Source organism: Stenotrophomonas sp. STEN029 (assembly GCF_056760015.1).
In genome coordinates this window covers 1-12,417 of sequence record NZ_JBRREC010000015.1, presented here as the reverse complement: position 1 = coordinate 12,417, position 12,417 = coordinate 1, and the positions used below count along the sequence as shown (strand labels likewise).

Sequence of the window (12,417 nt, the reverse complement as noted above, 5' to 3'; positions counted from 1 at the left end):
CCCCAACCTGGCACAGATCGGAATCACCCCGTAGCCCGGGTAAGCGCAGCGCACCCGGGGCTTTCGGCAGATGCTCCAGGTCCCCCAACTATCCCGCTCCCCGGGTGCGCTGCGCTTACCCGGGCTACCTTGCCGACGAGGACAGGATGTAACGGTCTACGGCCTCGCTGTATCAGGTCCTGTGCCACAGGTCTGCCCGCAGCCGCTGGCCGCGGATCGGCATCAGCTAGAATCGGCGGATCACTCAGCAGGATTGTTCCGATGCAGCTGTCTTCCGTTCGTGCCGTCATCACCGGCGGCGTATCTGGCCTCGGCCTCGGCGTCGCCCAGTTCCTGGTTGCCAATGGCGGCAAGGTCGCCCTGTTCGACCTCAATGATGAAAAAGGCGCCGCTGCGGTCGCCGAACTGGGCGCCGACAATGCCCGCTACTTCACCACCAATGTCACCGACGAAGCCGGTGTCGCCGCCAATCTGGCTGCCGCGCGTGAGTTCCTGGGCGGTTTGAACGTGGTGATGAACTGCGCCGGCATCCTCGGTGCCGGCCGCGTGCTCGGCCGCGAAGCGGCGATGCCGCTGGCCAACTTCCAGACCACGGTGATGGTCAACCTGGTCGGCAGCTTCAACGTCGCCAAGGCCGCCGCCGAACTGATGCAGCACAACGAGGCCAACGCCGACGGCGAGCGCGGTGTGATCATCAATACCGCTTCTGTGGCTGCCTATGAGGGCCAGATCGGCCAGGCCGCCTATTCCGCCTCCAAGGGCGGTGTGGTCGGCATGACCTTGCCGATGGCACGCGAGCTGTCGCGCTTCGGCATCCGCGTACTCACCATTGCCCCGGGTGTGTTCTGGACCCCGATGGTCGACGGCATGCCGCAGAACGTGCAGGAATCGCTGGCTGCCTCCATCCCGTTCCCGTCGCGGCTGGGCCAGCCGGCCGATTTCGCCAGCCTGGTCGGCCACATCATTGGCAATACCTACCTCAACGGTGAGACTATTCGCCTCGACGGTGCGGTACGTCTGGCACCGAAGTAATTGAGCCGGGAATGGGGAATAGAGAGTGGGGAATTGAACCCCGCTATCGCTTCACCATTGCCTGAACCTCATTGCCTGTCCGTAGGATGGAAGGCGGTTGATCTTCCATTCCCGATTCCCTATTCCCATTCCCTGCATTTATGAAAGCCAACGACATCAAGAAAGGCAACGTCGTCGAGTACAACAACGGCGTCTACCAGATCCGCGACATCGAGCGCAGCTCGCCGCAGGGCCGTGGCGGCAACGTCCGCTTCCGCTTCATCATGTACAGCGTGCCGGGCGGCAACAAGCTCGATGCCAGCTTCGATGCCGATGACAACCTGCCGGAAGTCGAGCTGCTACGCCGCCAGTCCACCTTCTCCTACATGGACGGCGACGCCTTCGTGTTCATGGATGACGAGGACTACACCCCGTACACGCTGGACGCCGAGGTCATCGGCGACGACGCCGGCTACATCACCGAAGGCCTGACCGGCATCTACGTGCAGGTCATCGACGACCAGCCGGTCGCCGTGCAGATGCCGCAGCATGTGACCCTGGAAGTGATCGAGACCCCGCCGGAACTGAAGGGCGGCACCGCCACCAAGCGCCCGAAGCCGGCCAAGCTCAGCACCGGCCTGGAAATCATGGTGCCGGAGTACATCGTCAACGGCGAACGCATCCTGGTGAACACCACCACCGGTGAATTCGGCGGCCGCGCTGATTGATTGACGACAGCCTCCCGCCAGACGGTGGGAGGCTGTGCACGGCTTTTTGTAGGAGCGGCGTAAGCCGCGAAGCTGGCTATCTACCAAGACACCCGCATTTGGAGGATTTCTGGATCTGAAGCCATATCGGCTTCGCGGCTTACGCCGCTCCTACAAAAACCAGCCGGCTACGCCACTACCGGGAAATACAGCGACACCGCCGCCCCACCCAGCGCGGACGTACCAATCGTGGCCGTGCCCCCCGACTGCGCCGCAAAGCCATACACCTGGCTCAGCCCCAGCCCGCTGCCATCTCCCACGCTCTTGGTGGTGAAGAACGGTTCGAACACGCTCTCCTGGATCTCGGCCTGGATGCCCGGCCCGCTGTCACCAACGCAGATGCAGACAAACTGCCCGGCCTCACCCGTGCCCGACGGCACGATGATGCTCTCAAGCCGTGCCGACAACAGCACCTTGCCGACACCGTGCATGGCATCGCGGCTGTTGCCCAGCAGGTTCAACAAGGCCGCCTCGAGCTGACCGATGTCCACCGAAATCGGCGGCAGTTCCTCGGCAATGCTCACGTTCAACTGGATGGTTTCGCCGCAGACCCGGCGGTAGAGCTCCAGCGACGCATTGAGCAGATCATCCACATGGCTCAGCTGCGGCACCAGGGTCTGCCCGCGCCCGAACGCCAGCATCTGCCGGGTCAACTGGGTGCCACGCCCAACCGCGCGGTGGGCGATGTCCAGGATGCGTCGCACGCTCTCGTCGCCGGAGCGGCGCAACGACAGCATGTCCAGGCTGTTGCCGATCACCGACAGCAGGTTGTTGAAGTCGTGCGACAGGCCCAGGGTCAACTTGCCCACCGCATCCAGGCGCTGCGCGCGCAGGGCGACTTCCTGTGCCTCGCGCAGCCGCTTCTGGGTCTGGAATGCCTCGGTGACGTCACGGATCAATACCAGCACCCGCACGCCACGCTGGTCGGCTATCCGCTCCAATATCATCGATGCGCGAAAGCGGCCCCCGTCCTTGCGCACCATCGCCAGGCTGAGCTGGTCGCTGCCCTGCTGCAGCGTGCGCGCAACGGCCTGCTGGGCTATGCCGCGCTGCGTATCGGCAGCGCTGAACAACTGCGAGAACGGCAGCCCGCGGATCTCTTCGCAGGAATAGCCAAATACCGTTGCCACCCCGGCATTGCAGTTGAGCACCTGACCATCAGGGTCAAGCTGGAGAATCGCGCAGGAGCGCAGCTTCAACACATCCTCGGCCATCGCATCGACCGTCTGCTGCCCAGTACCAATCAACCGCGCTCTCCTGAAAACCGATCCGGACGGCGCTCATCGAGCGTCGCCGCCTCCCCTGATGGCGTACCGTACCCTAAACGCAGCCGCTGCCGCAGGTACAGCAGGTTCGACTCGATCTGCTCCATCCGCGCGCGCTGTGCTCCAGGCAGCGCGCCCAATGCGGCCTCGCGCAGGGCTTTCCATTGTTGCCGGGCGGGCCCAGCCCCGGCGGCGGCCTCGGCGCTCAAGCGCTCTCGTTCATCCGCATCGGGTATGCCATAACCCTGCCCCGGCCCCAACAGGCTGCCCGGCGCCAGCAGCACCGCAGACCGCTCCATCAGCGCCTGGAAGTCGGCCATTTCCGGCAACCGCTTGCCGCCGGCATGCAGGCTGCGCTTGAGCACATCGGCTGCCGCCACCTCCCCGCGTCGCCACGCAGCCTGCTCCAGCAACAGCATGGCCGCCAGCACCTGATCATCAGCCTGCTGCATCCACCTCCGGCGTTGCGCGGGCGGCAGTGCCAGCCATGCCTCCACGTTGTTGGCCGGCAGTGGCAGGACTTTGCGGGCGATCTCGAACACCAGCGCGTAGTGGGCGGCCGCCGACTCGAAGTAGTAGCCACCGCGCAGCGCCTGTGCACGGTCGCGCGGCGGATCGGCCAATGCTTCGGCGCGCAAGCTGTGCAGCAAACCGGTTGGGGTGATCGACAGCAGATCTGCGGAGCCAAGCCGCGGCGCCCCATCGCCCAGCAGCTTGCCGGTTTCCACCGCACAATTGTTGCTGATGAAGTAATAGCGCCCGTCGTAGTCCCAGTGCAGCCGCGCCGCCTGCTGCAGCACCGCGTTGATCTCATCACGCTGCAGGCGCAGCGGCGTGGATGACACCCCGCGCAGCTCGACCTTGGTGTATTCCTCGATCACCCGGCTAAGCGGCAGCACGAACAGCCGCGACGGATAGGACCCGGTCAGGCCGCGCCAGCTGGATATCTGCACATCACCGACGAAGGCGCGGAACGACAGCACCAGGTGGTATTGCAGATCCATACGACAGGCGGGGCCAAGCGTACGGCCCGGCGCGCACACCACCAGCCGCAGCATGCTGTGGCCCCAGCGGCTCATCAGCTTCTCGTTGCCTTCGGCCAGCAGGTAGTCGATTTCGTAAACGCGCGCCGGGTCGAGATCGAGCAGATCTGCCAGGCCTTCCTGCTCGCCGGCCTGCATGAACGGCAAGGCCTGCGGGCACTGCAGCAGATCCAACTGACGCGGCGCGCCAAGATTCTCAACGAACCAGGCATGCAGAAGCGGACGCCGGCAGGCGTACTCCGGGTCCAGCAGATAGTGTTCGAGGTTTACCGCGAAGAACTCGGTCGGGCTCTCCAACTCGTAGCGATCGGGGCTGCGCAGGCTGAAGTGGTTGCGCCCACGCCCCGGCCACAATGGCCGTTGCTGCCAACCGGCCAGGTCCAGAAAGCGCGGTTGACGTGACCAGCCGCCGATGGCGGAACGGTCCAACGCATGTCCCAGCTCGTGGATCAGCGCTGCACGTGCCTGTTGCCACGCCTGGGCCGAGGCGTCCGAAGATGCGGAGTCCCCCTGCAGCAACAGTGGCAACAGGCGTTTATCCAAACCAAGCTCACGCCCGCGCGCCCTGCCCTGCACATGCTCGGGCAGGTCGTCACGCCAGCGCAGCTGTAGCGTCAATGCGCTGCTGGCTTCAATACCGGCGGGAATCCGAGCCAGTACATCGTCGATCAGTTGCTGGCTGGCCACTACCTGCGCCGAATCCAGCTCCGGTGCGGCTGCCTGCAACTCGATGCGCAGTGCCGCCTGCAGGGGCGCTGCCGCGCAGAGCAGCAGCAACACCGCCAGCCACCGCGCGGGCGGCAGCCGGCGGAGATCCATCACAGGGCCAGGATCTTCCGGGCCAATTCCATGTCGCTGGCATCGCGCGCGGCAGCATCACGTTCGCGCAGCTGGATCAAGGCCGCTTCCAGCCATGCGCCGCGGATCTCGCCATTGCTGGCCACAAAACCCGCCGCGTCTTCGCGTGCGTCCAGCAACACCTTGTCGTCACCCGAGGAGCTACCCGAGGAATTGGACGATGCGCCAGATGCGGAACCGGCCGACGTGCCTGCAAAGCTGGAGGCGAATGCCGACATCGGCAGGGCAATCAAAGCGCAGAACAGGATCGAGCGGATCATTGGCGTGTCAACGTCGGATGAGCAAGGGCGTCAAGAGTACCGACCGTCGCCGCCGGTGGGAACCACCAGCCATGCTGCCCACCAGATCCATTCATGCTGGACTGCGGGCGCACATCTTCGACCCGTTCGCGCGGCGGCTCCGCCGCACATGCGGGCAGCTGCGCGACTACTGATCGAACAGCTTGCCCGGGTTCAACAACCAGTTCGGATCGAAGGTGCGCTTGACCCCACGCATAAGCGCAACTTCGGCCTCGCTGCGGGTGCTGGAAAGATAGGCCTTCTTGACCAGGCCGATGCCATGTTCCGCCGAGATGCTGCCATCAAACCGCAGCAGCACCTGCGCCAGCAGCTTGGTCACGTGCTCGCACTGGCTGAGGAACTCGGCGTCACTGGTGTCATCAGGCTTGAGCACATTGATGTGCAGATTGCCGTCGCCGATATGGCCAAACCAGACCACCTCGAAGTGCGGGTAGGCGCCATTGATCAGCGCCTGGGTTTCGGCCAGGAAGGCCGGCATCGCCGAGATCCGCACCGACACATCGTTCTTGTACGGCTTGTAGCGCGCCACCGACTCGGTGATGCCTTCGCGCAGACGCCACAGCTGCTGCGCCTGTGCTTCGCTGGTGCTGATCACGCCATCCAGCACCCAGCCCTGCTCCATGCAATGCTCGAACGCCGCCAGCGCGGCGGCTTCGCCTGCCTCGTCAGCCGAGGCGTATTCGGTCACCACGTAATACGGGTGAATCTCCTCGAACGGATACTGCGCACCATGCGCAGTGACGTGCTTGACCGCCAGGTCGGTGAAAAACTCGAAGGCCTCAAGCTGCAGGCGCTCACGGAAGGCGGAGAACACCTGCATCAGCACTTCGAACGACGGCAACGCCAGCACCATCACATTGGTGGTAGGCGGTGGATCGGTCAGCTTCAAGGTTGCCTCGACCACGATGCCGAGCGTGCCTTCCGAGCCGATCATCAATTGGCGGAAGTCGTAACCGCTGGAGTTCTTGATCAAGCCCTTGTTGAGCTCCAGCAGTTCGCCGTTGCCGGCAACCACCTTGAGCCCTGCGATCCACTCGCGGGTATTGCCGTAGCGGATCACGCGGATGCCGCCAGCATTGGTGGCGATATTGCCGCCGATGGAACAGGAGCCACGCGCGGCGAAATCCACCGGATAGATCAGCCCATGTTCCTTGGCGGCGTTGTGCACCGCTTCCAGCGGCATGCCGGCCTGCACCACCAAGGTACGATCCACCGCGTCAAAACCGAGCGGTTTGTTCATCCGTTCCAGGCTCAGCACCAGCTCGCCGTTGGCCGCAACCGCGCCACCGGACAGACCAGTGCGGCCACCCGAAGGCACCACGGCCACCTTGTGCTCATTGGCCCAGCGCACCACCGCCTGCACTTCCTCGACACTGCCCGGCAAGGCAATGGCCAGTGGCGACGGCGTCCAGCGCCGGGTCCAATCGCGCCCGTAGTGCTCCAGATCGCCCGGCTCGGTCTTCAGACGCAGCTCGGGGCAGGACTGCAACAGGGTTTCCAGGCGCGGATCGGTCATGGCGGTGTTTCGGCGGCGTGAAAGCCGCCAAGCGTGACAGCCCCGCCGCGCGCCGTCCAGTCGCCGCGGCGGTCCGCTGCGACAGGATCTGGATTTCATATGAAACCTTTTCCCATCAATGCCTTGCCGCGTTGCGCAGCGCACAAAACAGCGCGCCGTTCTGGCATAGTTGGCGACCTACCCACCTTCGCCGCCGTACACGACATGTCGCCCAAGAAGACCTCGTTCCCGAAGCAGGACATCCGCGTTTTGTTGCTTGAGGGGGTCAGCCAGACCGCCGTGGACGTCTTCAAGGCGGCCGGGTACTCGCAGATCGAGCTGTACAGCAAGTCGCTGCCCGAAGAGGAATTGAAGGCGCGTATCGCCGAAGCCCACATCGTCGGCATCCGCTCACGCACCCATCTCAGCGCCGAGGTGCTGGCCGAAGCCAAGCGCCTCATCGCGGTCGGCTGCTTCTGCATCGGCACCAACCAGGTCGACCTGGAAGCGGCCGAGCTCGCCGGCATTCCGGTCTTCAACGCGCCCTACTCCAACACCCGTTCGGTCGCCGAACTGGTGATTGCCGAGGCGATCATGCTGACCCGCGGCATCCCGCAGAAGAATGCCGAATGCCACCGCGGCGGCTGGTCCAAGTCGGCTGCCGGCAGCCATGAAGTACGCGGCAAGACGCTGGGCATCATCGGCTACGGCCATATCGGCACCCAGGTTGGCGTGTTGGCCGAGGCGCTGGGCATGCACGTGATCTTCCATGACATCGAAACCAAGCTGTCGCTGGGCAATGCGCATCCGGCCATCAGCCTGGATGACCTGCTGGCGCGCTCGGACGTGGTCACCCTGCACGTGCCGGAGAACGGCTCCACGCAATGGATGATCGGCGCCGAGCAGCTGGCCAAGATGAAGAAGGGCGCGCACCTGATCAATGCAGCGCGCGGCACCGTGGTCGATATCGCTGCGCTGGATGCAGCACTGGGTTCGGGTCATCTCGGCGGTGCCGCAGTGGACGTGTTCCCGGTCGAGCCCAAGGGCAACGGCGACCTGTTCGAGTCCCCATTGACCGCGCATGACAATGTGATCCTGACCCCGCACGTCGGCGGCTCCACGCTGGAAGCACAGGAAAACATCGGCGTTGAAGTGGCGGCCAAGCTGGTGCGTTACAGCGACAACGGCTCGACCCTGTCTGCCGTCAACTTCCCGGAAGTGACCCTGCCGGAGCACGAGCAGAGCCTGCGCCTGCTGCACATCCACCGCAACGTGCCGGGCGTGCTGTCCAAGATCAACGAGATCTTCTCGCGCCACAACCTCAACATCGACGGCCAGTTCCTGCGCACCGACCCCAAGGTCGGCTACGTGGTGATCGACATCACCGCCAGCGAAGAACAGGCCACCGCCATCCGCGAAGAGCTGGCCGCGATCCAGGGCACGCTGCGTACCCGCATTCTGTATTGACAAGCCGCCCTCACCCCAACCCCCGCTCCGCGCCCCGGCCCTTGCGCTGGCGCAAGGGCGTTCGATGGGCAGCGAACCAATGGTTCGCAAGCTGCCCCTCTCACCCCGCATGCGGGAGAGGGGCTAGATCGGCTGCGCGCCGCAGCGCCATGTAGTGCCAAGCAATGCTCGGCAGGGGCTTTCCCGGTCACGTCTGGTGATTTTGTAGGAGCGGCGTCAGCCGCGAAGCTGATGGACATTCAGATTGCGGGCATTGCCAGCGATCAGGCATTGCCTGTTTCGCGGCTGATGCCGCTCCCACATGCCCCATCTATCTCTGCAACCACCGGCGTGCCATCCGCTGCATGGATTCATCTTCCTCGCTGGCGATCTCAGCTACCGGCCGCCAGGCCAGTTCCAGCGACTCCTCGCTGACGACGAATTGCTCATCTTCCCCGGCGACAACCACATAGCGCACGTCGTAGTGCCAATGCCCCGGCACCTCCTTCCGCTCGGGAATCCAATGCCGGTCCAGGTCGAAGATAGCGCTCGAAGCCAGGCTCAGTCCCGGCAGGCCCGATTCCTCCTCGGCTTCGCGCAGTGCAACAGCCGCCAGATCGTGGTCACCATCGGCATGCCCACCCAACTGTAACCAGCGTTGCAGCTTGCGATGGTGGGTGAGCAGCGCGCGTTTGCCATCGGCGCTGACCAACCAGGCGCTACCGGTGAAATGCCCGGCCAGCCGCTCGCGGGTGAAGGGATCCACCCCGCCTTCGTCAAGCAGGGCCAGGAACGCCTGCGTCACCTGCTCATGTTCCCTGTGGCGCTGGGAATAGTCCACAAATGCCTGACGGAGCAGTAGATCTTCACCGTGCATGACTGTAAGCACATCCAATTCAATCAATCCGGCGGCCATTATCGCTGTCGATGTTGCAGTTGCGCTTGTCGAGTTTCACCAGCTTTGGCAAGGTAGAGCAGTTGCCGACCGTTCAGCTTGCGTCGCCATACAACCGGCCCCGTCGCCCCAGTGCGTTCGGGCCAATACACAGCTCGGGAATTTGCGGAATGCTTAAAACACTGTTGAGGGTCAAACCGGTCGAACCGGCCGCACATGTCGATGCCGGCGAGCCGATCGAAGGCAGCCTGCAAGGCGAAGCCACGCTCAAGCGGACCCTCACCGCCAAGCACCTGATCCTGCTAGGCATTGGTGCGGTGATCGGCGCCGGCATCTTCGTGCTGACCGGCCAGGCTGCGGCCAACCACGCCGGGCCGGCGGTGATGCTGTCCTTCGTCTTCGCTGGTATCGCCTGTGCACTGGCCGGTCTTTGCTACGCAGAATTCGCGGCGATGATGCCGGTCTCCGGCAGTGCCTACTCCTATTCCTACGCCACCCTGGGCGAAGGCATGGCCTGGTTCATCGGCTGGTGCCTGGTACTGGAATACCTGTTCGCCTCGGCCTCGGTAGCGGTCGGTTGGTCGGCCTACCTGATCAGCTTCATCACCACCACGCTGCACATGCCCTTCCCCGATGCCTTGTCGGCCGCGCCGCTGGCCTGGACCGGCAGCGAGTTCGTCAACTCCGGCAAGCTGTTCAACCTGCCTGCGGTGCTGATCGTGGCCGCCATCACCGGCCTGCTCTACGTCGGTGTCACCCAGTCCACCTTCGTCAACGCAGTGATCGTCGCGATCAAGATCACCGTGATCTGCCTGTTCGTCGGCTTTGGCATCCAGTACATCGACCCGGCCAACTGGCAGCCGTTCATCCCGGAAAACACCGGTACCTTCGGTGAATTCGGCTGGAGTGGTGTGTTCCGCGCGGCCACCATCGTGTTCTTTGCCTATATCGGCTTCGATGCCGTTTCGACCGCCGCCGGTGAGACCAAGGACCCGCAGAAGAACATGCCGATCGGCCTGCTCGGCTCGCTGGCCGTCTGCACCCTGGTCTACATCGTGGTCTGCGCGGTCCTGACCGGCATGCTGCCCTACAACCTGCTGGGCACCGACAAGCCGGTGGCCACCGCGCTGGAAGCCTATCCCAGCCTGTCCTGGCTGAAGACCGCGGTCGAGATCGGCGCCATCGCCGGCCTGTCCTCGGTGGTGCTGGTGATGATGATGGGGCAGTCGCGCATCGCCTACACCATCTCCCGCGACGGTCTGCTGCCGAAGATGTTCGGCAAGGTGCACCCTCGCTTCCGTACGCCCTACATCAGTACCCTCGTGGTCGGCGTGCTGGCCGGTGCACTGGCCGGACTGGTACCGCTCAACGTGCTCGGCGAACTGGTTTCGATGGGTACCCTGCTGGCCTTCGCCACCGTCTGCATCGGCGTGCTGGTGCTGCGCCGTACCAAGCCGGACATCGTGCGCCCGTTCAAGGTGCCGGCCGCATGGTTGATCTGCCCGCTGGGCGCGCTGGCCTGCCTGGCCTTGTTCATGCAGGCCTTCGTGGTGCATTGGCACCTGTTCGTCGGCTGGACCGTGCTGGGCCTGTTCATCTACTTCGGCTACGGCATCCGCAACAGCAAGCTGAACAAGCAAGCCTGATCCACACCCACGACCGGCGCCTGGCGCGCCGGTTTTCTTTTGCGCGCCCGCCGCGCACCGATGAGCGAAGACCCGAAACATGTTCAAGCAACTCTGGGCCACCAAACATCCGCACGCCGCACATGAGGAAGCCAATGGCCTGAGCCTGCGCCGAACCCTCGGCCCCTGGGGGCTGACCGCGCTGGGCATTGGCGCGGTGATCGGCGGCGGCATCTTCGTCATCACCGGTCAGGCCGCGGCCAACCACGCCGGCCCAGCCATCATGCTGTCCTTCGTGCTGGCAGCTATCTGCTGCGCCTTCTGTGCGCTGGCCTACGCCGAGTTCGCCTCGATGGTGCCGGTCTCCGGCAGCGCCTACACATATACCTACGCCACCTTCGGCGAGCTGTCGGCCTGGTTCATCGGCTGGATGCTGGTACTGGAGTACGGCGTCTCGGCCTCGGCGGTGGCGGTCAGCTGGACCGGTTACTTCCTCAGCTTTCTCGCCCATTTCGACATCCACCTGCCAGCAGCACTGGTCAGTGCGCCACTGGATGCCCAGCTCAAGCCCACCGGCGCTATTGCCAACATCCCAGCGGCAATCCTGGTGCTGCTCCTGACTTGGCTGTGCTACGTCGGCATCAGCAAGTCCTCGGCGATGAACATGGCCATGGTGGTACTCAAGACCGGCCTGATCCTGCTGGTGATCATCGCTGGCTGGAAGTACGTGGATACCAGCAACTGGACCCCGTTCATCCCCGCCAACGAAGGCCCGGGCAAGTACGGCTTTGAAGGCGTTCTGCGCGGCGCGGCGATGGTGTTCTTCGCCTATATCGGCTTTGAAGCGGTATCGGTGGCCGCGCAGGAATCGCACCGCCCGCAGCGCGACCTGCCAATCGGCATGCTGCTGTCGCTGGTGATCTGCACCGTGCTGTACATCGCCATGGCCGCGGTCATGACTGGCCTGGTGCCTTACCAGTTGCTGGGTACCGCCGAGCCGGTGGTCACCGCCGTTGCCGCGCACCCGCAGCTCGATTGGTTGCGCATCATCGTCGAAGTCGGCGCGCTGATCGGCCTGGCTTCGGTGGTGCTGGTGATGGTGATCGGCCAGCCGCGCATCTTCATGATCATGGGCCGCGACGGCCTGCTGCCACCGGTGTTCACCAAGATCCATCCCAAGTACCGCACCCCGCACATCAACACCGTGATCACCGGCATCGGCATTGCCCTGCTGGCGGCACTGTTCCCATTGGACATCCTCGGTGAACTGACCTCGATGGGCACGCTTATCGCCTTCGCCGCGGTCTGCGCCGGCGTGCTGGTCCTGCGCCGCACCCAGCCGGACCTACCGCGTCCGTTCCGCATCCCGATGGCCTGGCTGGTCTGCAGCCTGGGCGTGCTCAGCTGCATCGCCCTGCTGACCGCGATGACGCTGCATAACTGGATGCTGATGGGCGTATGGACCGCAACCGGCTTCATCATCTACTTCCTGTACGGCGTGCGTCACAGCAAACTCAATGCGGCCAACAAGGCCAGGAACGGCTGAGTTGTCAGCGGTGAACGAAACTGAAGCCCGGGAGCGATCCCGGGCTTTGTCGTTGCCGGGTAAGCCCGCACCGCCCGTAGCCCGGGTAAGCCCCTAGGGCGCCCGGGGGGGGGTGGGAGGCGGAAGCGGCGAAGGGCCCCCGGGGGGGTGGGCGGATCGCCGCGGCC

General features: G+C 64.4%; 10 protein-coding genes. 5 read left to right on the top strand and 5 right to left on the bottom strand.

Annotated features, from left to right (window positions below; all coding sequences use genetic code 11):
• Positions 1–261: 261 nt before the first annotated feature.
• Together ACVOLI_RS05255 and yeiP are read left to right on the top strand one after the other, a co-directional pair.
• The gene (locus ACVOLI_RS05255) at positions 262–1,032 is read left to right on the top strand and encodes an SDR family NAD(P)-dependent oxidoreductase (RefSeq protein ID WP_296252128.1); all 771 of its coding nucleotides are present in this window, start codon (positions 262–264) and stop codon (positions 1,030–1,032) included.
• A gap of 140 nt (positions 1,033–1,172) precedes the next feature.
• Positions 1,173–1,739 (top strand): elongation factor P-like protein YeiP, encoded by a 567-nt coding sequence (gene yeiP, locus ACVOLI_RS05250; protein WP_282270790.1) that lies wholly within the window; start codon positions 1,173–1,175, stop codon positions 1,737–1,739.
• A 167-nt stretch (positions 1,740–1,906) separates the two neighbouring features.
• Here yeiP and ACVOLI_RS05245 read toward each other — a convergent pair whose 3' ends face one another.
• From ACVOLI_RS05245 to ACVOLI_RS05230, 4 genes are all read right to left on the bottom strand, one after another.
• On the bottom strand, positions 1,907–3,025 hold the full coding sequence (locus ACVOLI_RS05245; RefSeq protein WP_481533793.1) for a two-component system sensor histidine kinase NtrB: 1,119 nt from the start codon (positions 3,023–3,025) through the stop codon (positions 1,907–1,909).
• On the bottom strand, positions 3,022–4,905 hold the full coding sequence (locus ACVOLI_RS05240; protein WP_481533792.1) for a DUF7844 domain-containing protein: 1,884 nt from the start codon (positions 4,903–4,905) through the stop codon (positions 3,022–3,024). The genes ACVOLI_RS05245 and ACVOLI_RS05240 overlap by 4 nt, the downstream gene beginning before the upstream one ends.
• Positions 4,905–5,204: a DUF2388 domain-containing protein gene (locus tag ACVOLI_RS05235; protein WP_282272621.1), complete on the bottom strand. Its 300-nt coding sequence runs from the start codon at positions 5,202–5,204 to the stop codon at positions 4,905–4,907. Before ACVOLI_RS05235 ends, ACVOLI_RS05240 begins: the two co-directional genes overlap by 1 nt.
• Positions 5,205–5,370: 166 nt before the next feature.
• The gene (locus tag ACVOLI_RS05230; protein ID WP_481533791.1) at positions 5,371–6,759 is read right to left on the bottom strand and encodes an FAD-binding oxidoreductase; all 1,389 of its coding nucleotides are present in this window, start codon (positions 6,757–6,759) and stop codon (positions 5,371–5,373) included.
• A gap of 204 nt (positions 6,760–6,963) precedes the next feature.
• Here ACVOLI_RS05230 and serA point away from each other — a divergent pair, with 204 nt between their 5' ends.
• Positions 6,964–8,205: a phosphoglycerate dehydrogenase gene (gene serA, locus ACVOLI_RS05225; protein ID WP_481533822.1), complete on the top strand. Its 1,242-nt coding sequence runs from the start codon at positions 6,964–6,966 to the stop codon at positions 8,203–8,205.
• A 310-nt stretch (positions 8,206–8,515) separates the two neighbouring features.
• On the opposite strand, the gene ACVOLI_RS05220 is transcribed toward serA, so the two are convergent.
• Positions 8,516–9,100 carry an NUDIX hydrolase gene (locus tag ACVOLI_RS05220; RefSeq protein WP_481533790.1) on the bottom strand — a complete coding sequence of 195 codons (585 nt, stop codon included), beginning with the start codon at positions 9,098–9,100 and terminating at the stop codon, positions 8,516–8,518.
• 149 nt (positions 9,101–9,249) lie between these two features.
• Here ACVOLI_RS05220 and ACVOLI_RS05215 point away from each other — a divergent pair, with 149 nt between their 5' ends.
• Both ACVOLI_RS05215 and ACVOLI_RS05210 read left to right on the top strand, forming a co-directional pair.
• Positions 9,250–10,725, top strand: a complete 1,476-nt coding sequence (locus tag ACVOLI_RS05215) for an amino acid permease (RefSeq protein WP_481533789.1) — start codon at positions 9,250–9,252, stop codon at positions 10,723–10,725.
• 79 nt (positions 10,726–10,804) lie between these two features.
• On the top strand, positions 10,805–12,250 hold the full coding sequence (locus ACVOLI_RS05210) for an amino acid permease (RefSeq protein ID WP_481533788.1): 1,446 nt from the start codon (positions 10,805–10,807) through the stop codon (positions 12,248–12,250).
• The last annotated feature ends 167 nt before the right edge of the window (positions 12,251–12,417 follow it).